The 19,639-nt window shown below is 40.1% G+C and carries 18 protein-coding genes; 14 read left to right on the forward strand and 4 right to left on the reverse strand.

What is annotated here, in order from left to right; translation table 11 throughout:
- Positions 1-6: 6 nt before the first annotated feature.
- Genes ABJK37_RS21670 through ABJK37_RS21680 form a run of 3 tightly spaced genes read right to left on the reverse strand, consistent with a single transcriptional unit; the run spans position 7 to position 3,055 of the window.
- A complete protein-coding gene (locus ABJK37_RS21670; protein WP_348358177.1) occupies positions 7-1,248 on the reverse strand; it encodes a mechanosensitive ion channel family protein in 1,242 nt (413 codons plus the stop codon).
- On the reverse strand, positions 1,249-2,145 hold the full coding sequence (locus ABJK37_RS21675; RefSeq protein ID WP_348358179.1) for an acyltransferase: 897 nt from the start codon (positions 2,143-2,145) through the stop codon (positions 1,249-1,251).
- Positions 2,138-3,055, reverse strand: a complete 918-nt coding sequence (locus ABJK37_RS21680) for an acyltransferase (protein ID WP_348358181.1) — start codon at positions 3,053-3,055, stop codon at positions 2,138-2,140. Before ABJK37_RS21680 ends, ABJK37_RS21675 begins: the two co-directional genes overlap by 8 nt.
- Positions 3,056-3,326: 271 nt before the next feature.
- On the opposite strand from ABJK37_RS21680, the gene ABJK37_RS21685 reads away from it, so the two are divergent.
- Complete coding sequence (locus ABJK37_RS21685; protein ID WP_348358183.1) at positions 3,327-6,221, forward strand: pitrilysin family protein; 2,895 nt, start codon at positions 3,327-3,329, stop codon at positions 6,219-6,221.
- Positions 6,222-6,358: 137 nt separating this feature from the next.
- On the forward strand, positions 6,359-8,548 hold the full coding sequence (gene recQ / locus ABJK37_RS21690; RefSeq protein WP_348358185.1) for a DNA helicase RecQ: 2,190 nt from the start codon (positions 6,359-6,361) through the stop codon (positions 8,546-8,548).
- Here the strand turns inward: recQ and ABJK37_RS21695 are convergent.
- Positions 8,545-8,973 carry a hypothetical protein gene (locus tag ABJK37_RS21695; RefSeq protein ID WP_348358187.1) on the reverse strand — a complete coding sequence of 143 codons (429 nt, stop codon included), beginning with the start codon at positions 8,971-8,973 and terminating at the stop codon, positions 8,545-8,547. The genes recQ and ABJK37_RS21695 overlap by 4 nt on opposite strands.
- Before the next feature lie 309 nt (positions 8,974-9,282).
- On the opposite strand from ABJK37_RS21695, the gene dusA reads away from it, so the two are divergent.
- The 12 genes from dusA (at position 9,283) to ABJK37_RS21755 (ending at position 19,621) form a co-directional block, all read left to right on the forward strand.
- Positions 9,283-10,296, forward strand: coding sequence for a tRNA dihydrouridine(20/20a) synthase DusA (dusA, locus tag ABJK37_RS21700; protein WP_348358255.1), 1,014 nt, complete (start codon positions 9,283-9,285; stop codon positions 10,294-10,296).
- 210 nt (positions 10,297-10,506) lie between these two features.
- Positions 10,507-10,782 (forward strand): hypothetical protein, encoded by a 276-nt coding sequence (locus ABJK37_RS21705; RefSeq protein WP_348358189.1) that lies wholly within the window; start codon positions 10,507-10,509, stop codon positions 10,780-10,782.
- Between the two features lie 10 nt (positions 10,783-10,792).
- Entirely contained in the window at positions 10,793-10,945 is a 153-nt protein-coding gene (locus tag ABJK37_RS21710; protein WP_348358191.1) for a hypothetical protein, read from the forward strand.
- A 731-nt stretch (positions 10,946-11,676) separates the two neighbouring features.
- A complete protein-coding gene (gene pspA, locus ABJK37_RS21715) occupies positions 11,677-12,336 on the forward strand; it encodes a phage shock protein PspA (RefSeq protein ID WP_348358193.1) in 660 nt (219 codons plus the stop codon).
- Positions 12,337-12,412: 76 nt separating this feature from the next.
- Positions 12,413-12,613, forward strand: a complete 201-nt coding sequence (locus ABJK37_RS21720) for a PspC domain-containing protein (protein ID WP_348358195.1) — start codon at positions 12,413-12,415, stop codon at positions 12,611-12,613.
- A 10-nt stretch (positions 12,614-12,623) separates the two neighbouring features.
- Positions 12,624-12,956, forward strand: a complete 333-nt coding sequence (locus ABJK37_RS21725; RefSeq protein WP_348358197.1) for a hypothetical protein — start codon at positions 12,624-12,626, stop codon at positions 12,954-12,956.
- 97 nt (positions 12,957-13,053) lie between these two features.
- Positions 13,054-13,494 carry a copper chaperone PCu(A)C gene (locus ABJK37_RS21730; protein WP_348358200.1) on the forward strand — a complete coding sequence of 147 codons (441 nt, stop codon included), beginning with the start codon at positions 13,054-13,056 and terminating at the stop codon, positions 13,492-13,494.
- Between the two features lie 8 nt (positions 13,495-13,502).
- Positions 13,503-14,495 (forward strand): DUF2333 family protein, encoded by a 993-nt coding sequence (locus tag ABJK37_RS21735; protein ID WP_348358203.1) that lies wholly within the window; start codon positions 13,503-13,505, stop codon positions 14,493-14,495.
- A 3-nt stretch (positions 14,496-14,498) separates the two neighbouring features.
- On the forward strand, positions 14,499-15,257 hold the full coding sequence (locus tag ABJK37_RS21740; protein ID WP_348358205.1) for a TIGR04219 family outer membrane beta-barrel protein: 759 nt from the start codon (positions 14,499-14,501) through the stop codon (positions 15,255-15,257).
- 98 nt (positions 15,258-15,355) lie between these two features.
- The gene (locus ABJK37_RS21745) at positions 15,356-17,164 is read left to right on the forward strand and encodes an assimilatory sulfite reductase (NADPH) flavoprotein subunit (protein ID WP_348358207.1); all 1,809 of its coding nucleotides are present in this window, start codon (positions 15,356-15,358) and stop codon (positions 17,162-17,164) included.
- The gene (gene cysI / locus ABJK37_RS21750; RefSeq protein WP_348358210.1) at positions 17,164-18,894 is read left to right on the forward strand and encodes an assimilatory sulfite reductase (NADPH) hemoprotein subunit; all 1,731 of its coding nucleotides are present in this window, start codon (positions 17,164-17,166) and stop codon (positions 18,892-18,894) included. Before ABJK37_RS21745 ends, cysI begins: the two co-directional genes overlap by 1 nt.
- Complete coding sequence (locus tag ABJK37_RS21755; protein WP_348358257.1) at positions 18,872-19,621, forward strand: phosphoadenylyl-sulfate reductase; 750 nt, start codon at positions 18,872-18,874, stop codon at positions 19,619-19,621. The genes cysI and ABJK37_RS21755 overlap by 23 nt, the downstream gene beginning before the upstream one ends.
- Positions 19,622-19,639: the final 18 nt, after the last annotated feature.

Consider the following 19,639-nt stretch of genomic DNA (forward strand, 5'->3'; position numbering starts at 1 on the left):
AGAAAATTAGGGTCTATCACTCACACGTTGATAGGCTCTTAGTCTGAAAGCTGGCAAAATGGCCAATAAGTGATCAAAAATATCGCTTTGAATTCCTTCGTAAGCCACCCAGTTTTTATTACTACAAAAACAGTAGATTTCTAGAGGGACCCCTAATTCAGTTGGAGGTCTTTGACGAACCATAAGTGTCATGTCTTTGTTGATGTCGGGGTGATTTTCTAAATAGGATTGCATATAGGCGCGCAGCGTCCCGATATTGGTAAGCCTGCGGCTATTGACTAAATCTGTGGTGTCTATGTGTTGTTCACTATGAAAGCGTTGTAATTTTTCAAGTTTGGCTTGAATATAACTTTTTATATAACGAATTTTTCCAAATTCATCTAACATATCCTGATCGCAAAAACGGATACTTTGAATATCAATATTTAACGAACGTTTGATACGGCGGCCGCCACTTTCTGTCATGCCGCGCCAGTTTTTTACGGAATCCGTTATCAAAGTGTAAGTGGGAATGGTTGAAACTGTTTTATCCCAATTTTGTACTTTTACCGTAGTCAGACCCACTTGCAACACTTCGCCATCAGCACCAAAATTCGGCATTTCAATCCAGTCGCCGGTATTCACCATGCGATTTGCTGCTATTTGAATGCCTGCTACAAAGCCCAGTATTGTATCTCTGAAAAGTAACAGCAGGATCGCAGTTAATGCACCTAGTCCCGACAACAGTAGCAATGGGGACTTATCCATTAAGTTTGAAATTATTAATAAACCAGCGATGATCACTACAAACAATTTACCCACTTGAATAAAACCAGTTATTGGCGCTTTTTTGGCTAAACTTGATGCGTTGTAAGTATCTTCAACCGTATTGAGTAATGCACTGACAGCCATGACGGTAGAAACAAGCAAGTAGATAATCGAGGATTTCTGTAAGAAGGCCAGTAAAGACGGGTTCTCAATTAATAGTTGGCTAAGTAGATAAATAACTAAGGCAGGAATGATATGCCCGATTCGCCTAAAAAAGCCATGTTCATGAAGCTCGTCGTCGAATCCGTTTTTACTCTTACTGACTAACTTTCTGAGACTGCTGTTAAGTATACGTTTAGTTATCCAACTACTTAATCCAGCGAAAATTAATATTCCAGTCAACGCAACACTTTGAAAAATCCAATCTTCAGGCGTTGTTTTTACCCCTAGTTGCGCTAAAGCGGAAATTAGACTGTCAGTAAGAAATTGATTGTTAAGCACTTAGTTTGTCTCTTTTAATTTAGATATTAGTTTATCTTTGTTGTGCCAAACCGAGTTTAGCCAGTTTTGAAAACCTTGTTTAAAGCATTCATCGTTAAAATAATCACCCACAATTTCATCAGTTACTGGATGCACATGGACTCTCACAATAACTTTTCTAAGACGGCCGCTTAACATTGCATGCATTGGGCTGCCTTTTGTATCGGGATAGATTACCGTAACGTCTAGTACGCTTGTGAATAATTCTCCCATGGTGGCAAGCGTAAATGCAATTCCCCCAGCCTTGGGTGGTAACAAGTTTGTGAATGGGCCTTGTTTTAGCTTTTGTTTTTCGGGAGTGAAACGATTGCCTTCAACAAAGTTGATTACTGTTGTAGGTAGCTGCCGAAATTTTTCACAAGATTTTTTGGTGGTCGCTATGTCTTTTCCACGCAAATGTGGATTCTTTTGCAAGAAAGCCTTGTTATACCTTTGCATAAAAGGCATATCTAGGGCCCAAGCCCCAAGTCCAACAAAAGGAAGCCAAATTAACTCTTTTTTAAGAAAAAACTTTGGCGCAGGTATTTTTCCAGCAGCAAAATCTGTCAACAAAATAATATCTAGCCAGCTTAGGTGATTTGAAATGATGAGGTACCATTCTTGTTGACTAAGTTGTCCGTCAACAACATAGTCAAATTCCACCTTGTTCATCAATTTTATTAGTGTCACGCTGCAAAAACCAAACGCGCACATCATGAAGTTGAGAACAATATTGATCGGTTTAGACACAAATGAGAAAGGCAGTAAAAACTTAATGAAACCGAGCAAAATAATGTTTATCGCCCAAAACGCTAGGCTTAACATTTGCAATGTTAAATGCAGGGGATAGACGATAAAACTTGGTAACACACTAAACATTTTGAGATTTTTGTTCAGAAAGTGCCTGCAAATCTCGGTCTTTTCGCTCCCATAACTCGGTAAGCCAACGCTGAAATTTGACCCTTTGTTTGTGGTCATCAAAATAATCTGCTCCAAAGGTATCGTTACTGATTAAGTCTTGAATAGACAATACTTTAACTTGTACCTGCACTTTTTTAACTTTTCCGCACACAAAGTCCCAGAACGTTGGTGTGCCTTCAGGATAGTGAATAGTCACATCTAGAAGTTTATGTAATTGTTCTCCCATAGCGCCTAAAACAAAAGCCATGCCTCCCGCCTTAGGTTTAAGTAAGTGCTGAAACGCAGCGCCTTGGCGAGTTCGTTTATGTTCAGTTAAACGGGTGCCCTCTACAAAATTCATAATACTGACGGGTTTAAAAACAAACTTTTCGCAAGCTTTTCTAGTGTTTTCTAAGTCTTTACCTTTTAGATGAGGTTTTTTGGCTAACAAGGCTTTGCTGTATCTATGCATAAAAGGAAAATCTAAAGCCCACCAAGCCAAACCAAGAAAGGGTACCCAAATCAGTTCTTTTTTGAGAAAAAATTTCAGGAAAGGAATCTTGTGATTAAAAACCCGCTGTAGTACCAAAATATCAACCCATGATTGATGGTTAGATATTACTAAATACCAATCCTTAGGGCTTAACCCTTCTAGTCCTGTTGCTTCAAATTGAGTACGGCTAAATAAATTTTGATTGGCGCTATTGACTGAAATCCAAAAGGTTGCGCACCCATCTAACAAATACGACATAAACGTCTGCCATATTTTAATAGGGATTAATTTAAAAAATGAACAAATTAAAATGGGTATCAACCAAAATAGGGTATTAAAGAAATATCCTAATATAGAAATTGCACCAAATAAGGAGGAAATAATTGTCGAAAACATACAGCAAAACACCACTACTACTCTTAATACTGCGACAAGTTTAAACTAAAACAGCACATGAAATGTAGTAGTTATTAATTTCAACTCATATAGAAAAATTGTCACCCTACTTAAAGCACCCAAACAATGGTTCAGAGCCGCTTCCGCTATCGATGGAAACACAGACTCAAATAGTGATTCGAGATTTTTGAATCTGGAGTGTGTATTATCTCAGCCCTTCAAGTTATGTCATCATCGCATTTAATGAGTAAAAAACGGGTAAAGCATTTTTATGAAAAAACAAACTCTACTCATCGCAAGTATTTCGGCTTTATTTTGCCTGTCTGCTTGTGATGTAAACAATTCTCAGACACAAGTCAGTCACCTTGATACTGAGCAACCGCAATCCAAGGGAATACCTCAGGGCTTTAAAAAAATTACCAGTGTTGAGAAAAAAGACGCTGCAATTAGTATCCCGTTTTCTAAGTATCAGCTCGACAACGGGCTAACCGTTATTTTACATTCTGACAATTCAGACCCACTAGTGCATGTTGATGTGACTTATCATGTCGGCTCTGGGCGTGAGGAGCCGGGCAGATCCGGTTTTGCACATTTTTTCGAACACATGATGTTTCAAGGCTCTGAAAATGTTGCAGATGAACAACATTTTGGATTGATCACAGAATCTGGTGGCACCCTAAACGGCTCCACCAATCAAGATCGCACCAATTATTATGAAACCGTTCCTTCTAACCAATTGGAACGTATGCTGTGGTTAGAGGCAGATCGTATGGGGTTTTTTCTTGATGCGGTGACTAAAGAAAAATTTGAAAACCAACGTGAAACGGTTAAAAACGAACGTGGTCAAAATTACGATAATCGACCCTATGGACTGTTACGAGAAAGAGTCAACGAAGCACTATTCCCTGAAGGGCATCCTTACTCTTGGTCCACTATTGGATATATTGAAGACCTAAATCGCGCCAACCTTAACGACTTAAAAAAATTCTTTCTACGCTGGTATGGGCCTAACAACGCCACTTTGACCATTGGCGGCGACTTGGATGAAGCGCAAACTTTAGCCTGGGTAAAAAAATATTTTGGCGGTATACCCCGCGGCCCTGAAGTGGCTAATCCAATATATCACCCCGTTACTTTGAACAAAGATCGTTATATTTCTATGCAAGACAATGTGTCATTGCCTTTGATGTATATGTCTTATCCTACTGTTCATCTCAATCATTCAGACGAAGCGCCACTTGACGTACTGATGTATATATTAGGAACGGGGAAAACCTCGTTGTTGTACAAAAATATGGTTAAAAATGGCAAGGCGGTGCAAGCCAATGCAAGTCATGGCTGTGCAGAACTCAGTTGCCAATTCAGTATTTTTGCATTGCCTACTCCAGGAACGACTTTAGCGGAACTAGAAACGATTACTCGAGCTTCATTGGATGAGTTTGAAAGTCGTGGTGGTGCTAAGTTGGATGACATTCAGCGTGTAAAAGCCGACATCGTCTCCGGTCTCATTTATGGTTTGGAAAGTGTCTCTGGCAAAGTGGCTCAATTGGCAAGTTACCAAACGTTTAGAGACAATCCTGATGCTATTGGTGAAGACGTGGCTCGTTATGAAAACGTCAGCCAAGATGATGTAATGCGCGTCTATAAAAAATATATTAAGGGTAATCATGGTGTGATCATGAGCATAGTGCCTAATGGTCAATCACAACAAATAATCAAGCCGGATACATGGCAACGTTATGACAGAATCATTCCAGAAAGTGCAGAAGACGAGTCACTCGTGTTGCGCCCTGGTACTTCTGATTTTGACCGTTCGGCGATCCCTACTTCGGGGAAAAACCCTAGTGTCAGTGTGCCGGATATTTACCAGTTAAGCACTCAGACCGGCATCAAAGTGTTAGGCGCAGTTAATGACGAAGTGCCAACCACTACCATAAGAATTCGGGTTCCAGCCGGGCAAACAAGGGAGTCAATAGACAAACTTGGACTCGCTTCGCTAACCGCGGCAATGATGGAAGAGGCAACCAAACAATCCACTGCTGAAGACCTATCCAACCAATTACAGAAGTTGGGCTCAACCGTGAGCTTTTCAGCTAATAATAAGTTTACAACAGTTAATATACGAACACTCACTAAAAACCTGGAGCCAACACTTGCCGTAGCTATCGAGCAATTAACCCAGCCTAAATTCGACCCTGCTGATTTTTTACGGCTTCAAAAGCAACAAATTGAAGGTTTGAAACGAGCGAAAAAAGATGCATCAACAACCGCAACAGAGGTATTTAATAAGTTGGTTTTTGGTGCCAACAATAGTTTTGCTTATGCTAACAACGGCACAATTTCTACTGTCGAAAAACTGTCTTTAAAGGACGTAACTGAGTTCTACGAAGCTAATTTCGGCCCTGCGAATGCAGACGTTATTGTAGTAAGCAATTTGGGTGAAAAAGAAATTAGTCAGGCACTTAAAACTTTGGATGTTTGGCAAGGCAAAAGTAGCCCAATGCCGGCAATCAAGCCTTTTCCAGAACTGCAAACCGGAACCCTATACTTTATCGACAAGCCTGAAGCGGCACAATCAGAAATTCGTATTGGAAAACGTGCGCTTAAGTATGACTCGGTTGGTGAATATTACCGCGCAGATTTAATGAATTACAACCTTGGCGGTGCGTTTAACAGTAGAATTAACCTCAATCTTAGGGAAGATAAAGGGTATACCTACGGCGCCAGATCTTTCTTTTATGGAGATGACATTCACGGTTTCTATCGAGCTCAAGCCGGGGTGCGTGCCGACACCACTGCTGATTCTATTGTGCAATTTAGAAAAGAAATATCAGCCTTTCAAGCTCAAGGGTTAACTGTCGATGAATTGGAATTTGTAAAAAATGCCATTGGGCAACGTGATGCCCGTAGCTATGAAACCCCTCGGCAAAAACTGAATTTTTTATCTGAAATCATCACCTATAATTTGGATAAAGGTTTTGTGGATAAACAAAATAAGATTCTGGCGAATGTGGGCATTGAAGAACTTAATGGTTTGGCTAAAAAACATCTTAAATTAGATGATATGATTACTGTTGTTGTGGGTGACAAAGCCACAATCATGGAAAGCTTGAAACCTATGTTTAAGAAGATTGTTGAAATTGATGAGGAAGGCAAACCTTTATAAGGGTCTTTTAAAACAATCTTTTTGAATAAACTTAAAAGCCACTATTGATACCAATAGTGGCGACTTTGTTGTCAATTCAATCCTTCAAGTCGCCTTAGAGAACCATCGTTCTACGAGAGCAGCAAGGAAGAGCCCTAGTGATTAATCAAGCAAGCATTATTTTAAAAAACGTTTTTGGATTTGATCAGTTTCGCGAATCCCAAGAAGCAATTATTGATAACGTTTTACATCGACGTAATACGCTGGCAATTATGCCAACTGGTGGTGGTAAATCTTTGTGTTATCAGATCCCCGGAGGTGTTTTTGATGGTTTAACTATTGTAATCTCACCACTGATTTCGTTGATGCAAGATCAAGTCAGACAATTAAACGAACTTGCTATTCCCGCTTGTGTACTAAATAGTTCTCTTTCCGATAGCGATTATCAAAACAACCTAGATGCTCTTAAACAGCAGCAAATCAAATTGTTGTTTCTGGCACCAGAAACTGCCTTACAAAGTAATATTCTAGACTTGCTCACAAATTGTGATGTGGCTTGTATTGCTATTGATGAAGCACACTGTATTTCTGAATGGGGGCACGATTTTCGACCCGAATATCGACAGCTTAATCGCCTTATTGAGTGTTTCCCTAGAGCTGTATGTATTGCCTTAACGGCAACTGCTACGCCCAGAGTGCGAGACGATATTAAGCGTCAACTTAATATCGTCGACAGTAGTGAGTTTATTTCCAGTTTTGATCGCCCCAATTTGTTTATTGGTGTTGTTCCCAAAGATAATCCTTATCTGCAGTGTAAAAAGTTTGTTGAGCAACACCCAGAACAGTCGGGGATCATTTATTGCCAGTCACGTAAAGGCGTTGATGAACTCACAAGTAGGCTGCAGCAAGATGGTTTTTCAGCGTTGCCTTATCATGCGGGCCTAAGCAGTATTAAACGCAGTGAATACCAAGAACGTTTTATACGTGATGATGTAAATATAATCGTGGCAACTATTGCGTTTGGCATGGGAATTAACAAACCCGATGTACGTTATGTATTACATTATGACCTACCAAAAAATATTGAAGGTTATTACCAACAAATTGGCCGGGCTGGTCGTGACGGTTTAGACGCCGATTGTTTACTGTTATTTGGTTATGGTGACACAGGTAAAATTCGTTTCTTTATTGATCAGATGAGCAACGAGCAAGAAAAACGTTTAGCTAATGTGCACCTTAATCAAATGTTAGCTTTGGCTGAGGCCGAAGATTGTAGACGCACGCCATTACTCGCATATTTTGGCGAACAATCAGCCAGAGAAAATTGCGCTAACTGTGATAACTGCACCGGAGAAAGCAAAGAAAAGTCTGATTTAACCGTGCCAGCCCAAAAGTTTTTATCTTGTGTACATCGCACCGGTCAGCGTTTTGGATCGAGTCATATAATTGATGTGTTACGTGGCTCTAGTGCCGAAAAAGTGCTGCAAAACCAACATAACCTGCTTTCAACTTACAATATTGGTAATGAGTACAACAAAAAACAGTGGATGACGTTAGCCCGGCAATTAATTCAAAAAGGACTGCTGAACCAAGAAGAGCAATTTGGAGGTTTAAAACTCACCCAAAAAGCCGGTGACGTATTAAAAGGTAAAGTGCCATTTTTTGCTTTGTTACAACAACCTGTGGCTACTACTAGTCATACATCTAAAACTCTTGCTAATCCTGGAGATCAACAACTTGTCGCTATATTAAAAGCTGACCGCAAACGTTTAGCCGATGAAGCAAACCTGCCACCCTACGCGATTTTTTCTGATCGAACACTTAACGAAATGGCTTATTATTTTCCCCATTCTGAAGAAAGCTTGTTACGCATTCATGGAGTCGGGCAAGCTAAACTAGAAAAATATGGTACGCATTTCTTAAACTTAATCACCGATTATTGCCAGCAACATGATCTACAAGAAATCAGTAATAACCAATCCATGAGTCAGGTTAACGCCAGCAAAACCACTAAACCTACTACGAGCGCAAAAAGTATCGAAATAGCGCAAGCATTTGAAAATGGACAATCTGTGATGGCTTTGGCAGAAACATTCAAGGTTAAGCCAAATACCATTAACAATCATCTTTATCGATATGTACAACAAGGCCAACGTTTTACCCGTCCGGATTTTTTATTAGAGCAAACCCAACTCGAGCGGGACAAAATTGACCAAGCGTTAAATGCATTTGAACAACACACCGCAGAACGTTTAAAACCCGTTTATGATGCTCTAAACGAACAGGTCAGTTATGACCAATTACATTTGTTGCGGGTCTATTTTATCCATACCAAAGCTAATGCTTAAGAAAATCTATTCGCGTGTTTTGGCAATTTGACCTGAGGCGCGACTTTTTTGATAGCGGCATAAAGTTTAGTACGACTAAAGTGATAATTTTGCGTTAACTGATATGTGCCAGCTGTTTTAGTGTGCACCTTTATACGATTATGTTTTGTATGCATGTCATAGTCATGGCGAATTTCAGTGATAGTGTTAAGTGGCAGTTCCCAGCTAAAGTCTGAAAATAAAGGATCGATGACTTTCAATTTTGCGTGAGTTAATTCAATTTCAAAACTTTTATTCTTAAACCAAAACCAAAACCAAAACCAACTAGCCATTACTAATAACAACATACAAACAATGGGAACGACCAGATTAATCCAATAAAGTAGTTCTTCAACTTGCTGACCAAACTGAGCTGGCGTTAAATATTTCCGTGCAACAAGCCACATTACCAATAGCACCGTTACATTGAGCAATAAGGTAACATAACAGCGGAACGACGCTGGGTTCTTTTATAATAAAAATGTTTCATAGAGCTAGAATAAGCATCAAACATCCGATGTTCAAGATTAGTCTTAGCTATGTTTACACTATAGTTGATGAGCTAACTTAGCCTCTCGATTCACTACCGATCTGTTATTTGACTAATAATGGTCAATCTTTTGTTTTAATCACAATTCAATGGCCATTGCTTATTCACCCTGCTCATAAAATCAGCTAGAATGCGCGCCCTTATTTTTCTCATTGGCGAACAATTTATGCCCGACGTTATCAATCGCACAATTTCTGTGGCGCCAATGCTGGATTGGACTGATAAACACTGCCGGTATTTCCTTAGACAAATTTCACAGCACGCGCTTTTGTATACTGAAATGGTCACCACTGGCGCGATTATTTTTGGTAAGGGTGATTATCTTGCATACAACCAAGAAGAGCACCCCGTTGCATTGCAGTTGGGAGGTTCTAATTCAGTTGATATGGCACGTTGTGCAGGTGAGGCCCAAAAATACGGTTATGATGAAGTTAATATCAATGTAGGCTGCCCGTCTGATCGCGTACAAAATGGCAGGTTTGGTGCCTGTTTAATGGCAGAGCCTGAAACCGTGGCTGATTGTATTAAAAGCATGCAGGCAGAGGTTGATATCCCCGTCACAGTCAAATCGCGGATCGGTATTGATGATATGGACGAATACGAAGACCTAACCCGCTTTATTGAAGTGGTTGCCGCATCTGGATGCAATACTTTTATTGTGCATGCTCGTAAAGCTTGGCTGAAAGGCTTAAGTCCTAAACAAAATCGTGATGTCCCACCATTGATGTATGAGCGTGTTTATCAGTTAAAACAACAGTTTCCAGATTTACACATCAGTCTAAATGGTGGTGTTAAAACCTTAGATGATGTGGAACTTCATTTGAATCATTTAGATGGGGTGATGATAGGCCGTGAGGTTTATAGTAATCCCTTTATTTTAGCTGAAGTGGATAGACGTTTTTATAATGGTGATAGCACTAGTAAAACACGAGCTGAAGTGGTGATGGCAATGCTGCCATACGTTGAGCAACAAATTTCTCAAGGGGCTAGGCCATGGAGCGTTGCTAGGCATATGTTAGGTCTGTTTCAAGGTCAACCAGGTGGACGTATTTGGCGCCGATATTTAAGTCAAAATGGCACCAAAGCTAATGCAGGTGTAGAGCTGCTCAGTGATGCTTTAGAAGTCCTGTTAGAAGCGCAGCTTAAAGCTAAACAATTTCAATCTGAAGTGATTGGCTAATTTGACCAAGGCAATGGTAAAAAAAACCACATTTTAGGTTTGTCGATTATCTTACCTTTTTCAATATCGTAGAGGTAAAATTAAAACTTAATATAAATCAATGACATAAAAAATATTTCATGATTGGCACAACTATCGCTAAGGATACTGCGACTTATATAGTAACTGCTTTAAACCAGTTATTAACACATTAAACTAAAAGGATATATCATGTTTACTAAATCTAAAATTGCTGCCATTGCCCTAACTTCTTCTTTCGCTTTTGCTTCCACAGCGCAGGCTGAAAATGTCTCACTAGAAAGATATGTAACCAGTATGGTTAACCAAGCGATGGAAGTTGCGCAACAAGAAGTTAAAAACAATGTTCGTTCAGCTGTCCTGACAGTAGCTAACAACATTAGTTTCGATGAGGCAAAAACTTACACTGCTAAAGTGACGATTACAGATCTCGAAAGTGTTGAGGTAACTAAAGAACAAACTGAATAAGGAATGGTTTATGTTTAATCAAATATCTTTATTCATCATGTTGTTGGCGCCAGTATTCGCCTATGCGGCAGGAGCGCTAATCTTTAGTTTTGTTGAATGCTTACGTAAAAGTTCAGTACAAACTAAATGTCATAATATTATCAGTTGTAGAAACGGTCTCTAATAGTTGTATTGACCGTTTTTCTTCGCTTAATAACATTTGTTTTCCCACTCTAAAAAATAAACCACCACTCACTCTTACATTCTTTGTTGTCCTCTTGAACTTTTTTGTTAAATTGAATGATTCAATATTCATAATTTGCGATAAATAAATTTGTACAACTGATACTTTTAAGCACTGGTTAGTAAATCTAGATCTCGACGATTCAAGTACATGCCGAATTCACTAATTAACATGTTGATATAGTGACGCGGAACCTTGTCGCAGTATTGAAGTTTTTTTATGGATGATAAGCGGCATCCCAAACGTTGGGCGAAACAACTAGCAGGAATTCCTCTATGGGCAAGAAAAGTTAAAAAACGTTTACCGGTCATTTTACTACCTCTATAACTAACCGCATTTCTCGAATTTCTTTGACGGGCAAAACATACAAAAGTTCCTTCATTTTTTGTGTTTTGTTGCTTAGCTAAACCACGCTTGGACTTTTAACTTAAGTTGGGAAATACCTGACTAAAACCCTATCGATTGTGATTTCCCTAATAATTTGGTCGATTTGACCAAATTATTAGGGTTGAGCTAAAACTACATGGTAGCCAGTTTTGTGGGTTTTATGAAAAGTGCATATAAAACAGTGCTTTAACGGTTTTTATTAGATTGGCATAACACTTGTAATAATGTTAGTAGTGCTGGAACGGCCAGCAGTAATACTTACTAATACTATTGGAGAAATCAAAATGGGTATGTTTACGAGAATGTCAGACATAGTGCAAGCCAATATCAACGCCATCTTGGACAAGGCTGAGAATCCGGCCAAAGTAATTAAATTATTAATCCAAGAAATGGAAGAAACCTTGGTGGAATTACGGTCAGTTGCAGCGACAAATTTGGCCGAGAAGAAACAGCTTCAGCGCCAAGAAGACAAATTGCAGCAACAAATTAATTCGTGGCAGGCAAAAGCAACGCTAGCAGTAGAAAAAGATCGAGAAGATTTGGCTAGAGCAGCATTAGCTGAAAAACACTTATGTCAGCAAAGCCTGACCACCTTAGTGGCCGAGCAAACGGCTGTGGACGAGTCGCTATCTAAATTGCAAACGGACATGGGTAAGCTGCAAGACAAGATAATTGAAGCGAGAGCTAAACAAAAATCGCTAATTGTAAGAGAGCGTTCGGTCGCCGTGCGAATGACGGCAAAGAATAAAACTCACTCAGTCAAAATCGATGATGCGATCGTTAGATTTGAGCAATATGAACGACGCATTGATGACTTAGAGTCACAAGTCGACGCTTACGATCTGGTAAACGAATCACAAGGCCTAAACGCGCAATTTAGCCAACTTGAAGCAGAAAGTCAGATTGAACAAGAACTAGAAGCTTTGCGTAAAAAGGTAGCATAGATTGGGTGATTCAATTTGTTAGTGGTAGCGAAATGTTGCCACTAGCATTCGAGTTTTATGGATATAGGAGAACGATATGAGACGTTATTTTGACGTAAATAGATTATACAAAGACTTGACCCATCGTAAAATTTCTGGGGTTTGTGCTGGCTTGGCAAAACATTGGGGCGTGCCTAGATTGGCGATTCGAATAGCTGCAATCGTCTGTTTAATAACATTACCTACAGTTACGGCTATTGCTTACATCACTGCAACACTCCTGATACCAAGTAGATAAGGAGAAAATCATGTTCAGAAACATTATTCTGGCTGTATTGATAGCGATAGTATTAACTTATAGCCTAGGCCACTTAGCATCCCAGTGGTTAGATTTACATTTTACTTTTGCCGAACATGATTTTGAGCCAGTAACTTCAATTCTTACGGTCACAGGCATAGTGGCCATCTTAGTGATAGTGGGCTTTATTATTGCTTTTAGTATATTTGCCGCGATTGCTTTTGCCATAATAGCTGCAGGCATTGGTTTGTTTGTTGTGGGAGTGAGTGTGTTTTGGCCAGTTATCTTGTTTACTCTGGTGATTTTTCTATTAGTAAGAGATAGGCAATCTCCGGCATACTGATTTTGATTGCTGTGGCCAAAGTTTTCAGTTTAATGGTTGGCATGTTAATTCGAATTGCTGAATAATTGCTGACATATATATTAACTGTAGGTAGTTTATGCTCCGACTAATAGTGTTTTTCTGTAGTTTTGTAATGGGTGTGCTTCATGCCGAAGTGATAATCAGCGACGCAACGGTAAGATTATTACCACCTGGAGTGCCCAATACCGCAGCCTACTTTTCAATTGAAAACCGTTCTGAACGCAATCAAGTTCTGGTAGCGGCTTCTGCAGACTTTGCTACCAAAGCTGAAATACATAATCATGTTATGGTGAATAATATGATGAGTATGCAGCAGCAATCTGAAGTGGTGATTAAATCTGGTGAAAGTGTACAATTTTCCCCCGGAGGTCTACATATTATGTTGTTTGGATTGAAACAGCCTTTACATGAGGGCCAGGCATTAACCTTCACATTGCTCACTAAAACAGGTGATCCCATCACCATTAAGGCTAACGTCTCTAGTGTCATTCAGCCTTCTGAACATAAACATCACTAGGAGGAAGTATGAAACAGTATTTTACCCCAAAATGGCTACTTAGCTCGATTGCTCTTATTATTTTCTTGTTATGGATCTTGTCAGTTTACTGGAGTTTTGAGCCTGATTTATTTGAACCTAAAGTGCTTGCGCAACAACAAGCTAGCCAAAAAAATGAGTCAGTAGTTGCGGGTTATACGATCACTACTAGTTTAATAAGAGTCAGTGAGACACTATTGGATAAACCTGGAGGGTATTTGTCAAATGACGTTTTGCCACCCAGCGTGATGATGGACAATATGCCGAGTTGGGAATTTGGTGCGTTGGAAATGACACGAGATTTGGCCTTGGCAATGCGCCAAGACTTTAGTCGTTCACAAAGCCAATCCTTAGAAAACCCTTTTCTAACCAAGGCCCAGCCGCAATTTAATATAGATAATTTAAGCTGGATGTTGCCCTCTGCTGAATCGAAATATCAAGAAGGTATTGATAATTTATACGCTTACAGAAGCAGTTTAGCGGATAGTAGCCAAAAACAGGGGCAATTCTATGCAAGGGCAGATAACTTAAGAGATTGGCTTAAACAGATAGAAAAACGATTAGGGAGTTTTTCGCAACGTTTAAGTGCTAGTGTAGGTCAGGAACGTCTTGATACAAATTTGGCAGGTGATGCACAAGCGATGCAATCTACCCCAACGGCAAATAGCTTGGCTGAAAAAACTAGCTGGTGGAAATTAGATGATAACTTTTACGAAGCCAGAGGGGCAAGTTGGGCGTTGATACATTTCTTAAAGGCTGTAGAAGTAGATTTTGCCGATGTACTAGCGAAGAAAAACGCCACGGTCAGTCTTCAACAAATTATTCGCGAGCTAGAAGCTACGCAAGAGTCTCTTTGGAGTCCAATGATATTAAACGGCAGTGGTTTTGGAACCTTAGCCAATCATTCACTGGTGATGGCGAACTATATTTCTCGAGCAAATGCTGCTCTAATCGAACTTAGTGAATTATTAAATCAAGGTTAAATTATGAAAAAGACTGCTCTAACTTTAGGCTTAATCGTCTCGAGCGCTAGCTTTACGGTACAAGCTGATACTTTACTTGGCCTTTATGTTGGTGCTCAAGGCTGGAATATGCAAACCTCAGGCGGCTTTTCAAGTGATGGAACCAACGCAAATTTCGATTTTGAAGATCAAACCAACACAAATTTGTATGCAGCGTTTGAACATCCGGTGCCACTAATCCCTAATATTAAGATACAACGCACTGTAATGGACACTTCTGGAGAAACAACGTTAAATTCTCAATATACCTTTGGTGATGAAGTGTACGCTGACAATACTGATGTGCTTGCTGACGTGCAATTAACCACAACAGATTTTATTTTGTATTACGAATTGTTTGATAACGATTTAATTAGTTTTGATGTGGGTATCAACGCTAAACAAATTGAAGGAGAGCTGCTTGTCACAGAAAAGGATAATACCTCTACCTCTTCAAGAGAATCATTTTCTGGGCCGGTGCCAATGGTCTATTCTCGTTTGGCTATAGGTATTCCGTTTAGTGGCTTTGGTGCGTTTGTAGAAGGAAGCTTTTTGAATATTGATGATCATACTTTGTCTGATTATCAAGCCGCATTAACTTATAGTTTAATGGAAAATTTGGCGGTAGATGTAACTTTTCAACTAGGTTATCGTGCAGTTGAATTAGAGTTAGATGATTTAGACGATATATATTCAAACCTCGAATTTAAAGGTGTATACGCAGGTTTAGAGGTACATTTTTAATTTCATCTGATTTGGTTATAAAAAATTAGTTTTTATTCTTTCCGGTTATGTCCTTATATCGCTAATCTATAGTTGTATTAATAACGGTTAGCGATTCTATGTCTTCAGTAATAAATCAAGCCAACGGGCTTGCCGCAGGTCTAAATGAAAACCAGTGGTCACAAATCAATCAGGCTACGGCCGCGCTCAATTCACAACAACTGACTTGGTTGAGTGGTTATTTGGCGGGTTTGGCACAAAATGGTCAATCTGCCGGTTTACCCACAGCCGATAGTGAGCCTACAAAATTTTTGACTATTTTGTATGGTTCGCAAACCGGAAACGCCAAGTCGGTTGCTCAGGAATACAAAGCCAAATTAGATGCGCTAAATATTCCAGCTAAAATTGCTAGTATGGCCGATTATAAGCAAAAGCAACTCAAAACCGAAACTCATGTGGTAGTCATTGTTAGTACTCACGGTGAAGGAGAAGCACCTGATGATGCGGTTGCACTGCACAGTTTTTTAGGTGGCAAAAAAGCACCTAAACTCAACGATTTGAAATTTGCTGTTTTGGGGTTAGGGGATACTAGCTACGAATACTTCTGCCAAACAGCTAAAGATTTCGACAAACGTTTACAGGATCTTGGTGCAACTCGCATTACAGATCGTGTTGACTGTGATGTAGATTATGACGCCGCTGCTACGACCTGGTTTGACACTGTGACTCACCAAGTGAAAGACGAGTTAAGTGCAAAGAATTCTCGCTCTGTTGCGCCATCGTTGACGATGAATTCTAGTGCTGCCGTTGCCAGTCAATTTACGAAAAAATCGCCTTATACTGCAACCTTGCTTGAAAGTCAGAAGATAACAGGTCGAGATTCAGTGAAGGATATCCGTCATATTGAAATATCCCTTGAAGATTCAGGTATTCAATATCGACCTGGTGATGCGTTAGGTGTGTGGTTCAAAAATGATGAAGCGCTAGTCGCTGAGTTAATCGCTGCACTCGATTTAAAAGCTGATGCCTTGGTTAACTGGTCAGGTGATGAATACAGTATTAATGATGTTTTGGTGAATCAATTAGAGCTAACCCAAAGTTATCCAACTTTTGTCAGCAAATATGCAGAATACGCCAAAAGTGTCGAACTTAATGCTTTATTAGATGATAAGTCGGTGTTACGAGAATTTTTAGCGCAACGCCAAATCATCGATATCATTCGTCAATTTCCTGCAAAGTTAAGCGCTCAGGAGCTGGTTGACGCGTTGCGAGGCATGACTCCGCGACTTTACTCGATCGCTTCAAGTCAAGCCGAAGTAGAAGATGAAGTGCACCTTACCGTTGCCTTAGTTGAATACGACGCCCATGGCCATGCCCACCAAGGTGGTGCTTCGAGCTTTTTGTCTACCAGATTAGATGAAGGTGGTGAGGTCAATGTGTTTGTTGAAACAAATGACAATTTCCGGTTACCAGATGACGGTAATACACCTGTTATTATGATAGGCCCAGGTACAGGTATTGCGCCCTTTAGAGCGTTTATGCAACAACGAGAAGCTGAAGAGTCAAGTGGTGAGAATTGGTTGTTCTTTGGTAATCCCAATTATACTCAGGATTTCTTGTATCAAACCGAGTGGCAACGTTTCGTTAAAGACGGTGTAGTCAACAAAATTAGTTTGGCATTCTCCAGAGATCAAGAGCAAAAAGTTTATGTGCAACATCGGATGCTTGAGCAAGGTGCAGAATTGTATCGATGGCTTGAGCAAGGCGCCCACCTTTATGTGTGTGGTGACGCTAACCATATGGCCAAAGATGTACAAGACGCTTTAGTGCAAATTGTGATTGAACATGGCGCTAAAAGCGAGGAGCAAGCTGAGCAATATATTTCTGACTTACGCCGTGCAAAACGTTACCAGAAGGACGTTTATTAATGAGTACTGATAAAACAAATTTCGTTGTAGAAGGCAAATTAGCTGACAACGAACGCCTAAAAGGCCAGAGCAATTTCTTGCGTGGAACCATTGCTGACGATTTAAATAATGATTTAACTGGGGCATTTGTTGGTGATAATTTCCAGCTTATCCGCTTTCATGGTATGTATCAGCAGGATGACCGTGATATTCGAGCTGAGCGCGCTAAACAAAAATTAGAGCCGCTACAAAATGTGATGTTAAGAGCGCGTTTGCCTGGCGGAATTATTACTACTGATCAGTGGTTGGCCATTGACAAATTTGCTGAAGAAAAAAGCATCTATGGAAGTATTCGTTTAACTACCCGTCAAACGTTTCAGTTTCATGGCGTGTTGAAGCCAAACGTCAAACCAATGCATCAAATGTTAAATCAAGTAGGTGTTGATTCTATTGCCACTGCGGGTGACGTCAACCGAAATGTGTTGTGTACCTCTAATCCAGTTGAGTCTGAATTACACCAAGAAGCCTACGAGTGGGCTAAAAAAATCAGTGAGCATTTGTTACCTAAAACACGTGCCTACGCGGAAATTTGGTTGGATGGTGAAAAAACCGAAACGACTGATAAAGAGCCTATTTTAGGAAGTCACTACCTTCCTCGTAAATTTAAAACGACAGTCGTTATTCCGCCGCAAAATGACGTCGATGTACATGCTAACGATTTGAATTTTGTGGCTATAGCTGAGAACGGAAAGTTAATCGGTTTTAATGTTTTGGTGGGTGGTGGACTGGCCATGACTCATGGTGACACAGCGACTTTCCCACGGAAAGCCGATGATTTTGGTTTTATTAGCAAAGAGCACACTTTAGCTGTCGCTGAAGCTGTCGTAACTACCCAGCGAGACTGGGGAAACCGTGTTAATCGTAAAAATGCCAAAACTAAATACACACTGGAACGAGTAGGTGTTGATAACTTCAAAGCAGAAGTAGAAAAACGTTCAGGCGCTACTTTTGCAGCTAGCCGACCTTTTGAATTTACTTCTCGAGGTGATCGTATCGGTTGGGTTGAAGGAATAGATGGCAAACATCATCTTACCTTGTTTATTGAAAATGGCCGTATTTTGGATTATCCGGGTAAAACCCTTAAAACTGGCTGTGCAGAAATTGCAAAAATTCATGGTGGCGATTTTCGTCTTACTGCCAATCAGAATTTGATCGTGGCGGGTGTACCTAAAGAACAGAAAGCTCAGATTGAAAAGCTGGCCCGTGAACATGGACTGATGTCAGATGAAGTCAGTTTGCAACGTAAAGATTCAATGGCTTGTGTGTCTTTACCAACCTGTCCTTTAGCGATGGCAGAGGCCGAGCGGTATTTGCCCGATGCAGTCACTCAAATTGAGGGAATTTTGGCAAAACATGGTATGTCTGACGAAAGCATTATATATCGTGTGACTGGTTGCCCTAATGGCTGCGGCCGTGCCATGTTGGCAGAAGTGGGATTAGTGGGTAAAGGCCCAGGAAAGTACAATTTTCATTTAGGCGGCGATCGTCAAGGAACGCGAATTCCTAGAATGTATCGTGAAAATATTGATGAAAAAGAAATAATGAGTGAGTTAGATACTTTAATTGGCCGTTGGTCAAAAGAACGTGATACTGGCGAAGCTTTTGGAGATTTTCTTATTAGAGTGAAAGTCGTTAAACCAGTAATCGACTCAGCCAAGGACTTTTATGATGACCCAAGCTATTCAATCTAATACAGCTGATAGTGTAAAGTTCAGTCTTTCTGATGATGAGTTGGCGCAAACTAACCTAGCTCTAGAAAAACAATCTGCTGTGCAGCGTGTTACTTGGGCGTTAGAAAATTTACCGCAGAATTTTATGCTGTCATCAAGTTTTGGTGCTCAAGCTGCAGTGATGTTGCATATGGTCACGCAACAACACCCTAATATTCCAGTTGTACTCACGGATACGGGCTATTTATTTGCTGAAACCTACCAATTTGTTGATGAGTTAACTGAACGTCTCAAGCTAAACCTTAAGGTGTATCGGTCCGAAATTTCGTCTGCGTGGCAAGAAGCTCGGATGGGGAAAATGTGGGAGCAAGGGATAGAGGGTATTGAAAAATACAACGCTTTAAATAAAGTTGAACCTATGCAAAAAGCGTTACAGGAATTGCAAGTGAAAAGCTGGTTTGCTGGATTACGTCGCAGCCAGTCTGATATGCGCGAAACCTTACCTGTAGTGCAACGGTTGAAAAATCAATATAAAATTTACCCCATAATTGATTGGTCTAACAAAGATGTTCATATGTATTTGAAAGAACATGATCTTCCGTATCACCCTTTATGGGAAAAGGGCTATGTGTCTATTGGAGACTGGCATAGCACACGTTCGTTGGAAGAAGGCATGAGTGAACAAGATACCCGTTTCTTTGGATTAAAAAGAGAGTGTGGTCTACATGAATTTGGTGATGGAATTTAGCGAATTCCTTCACTAGCC

Origin of the sequence: Paraglaciecola sp. (assembly GCF_039964565.1) — a bacterium.
Classification (GTDB): Bacteria; Pseudomonadota; Gammaproteobacteria; order Enterobacterales; family Alteromonadaceae; genus Paraglaciecola.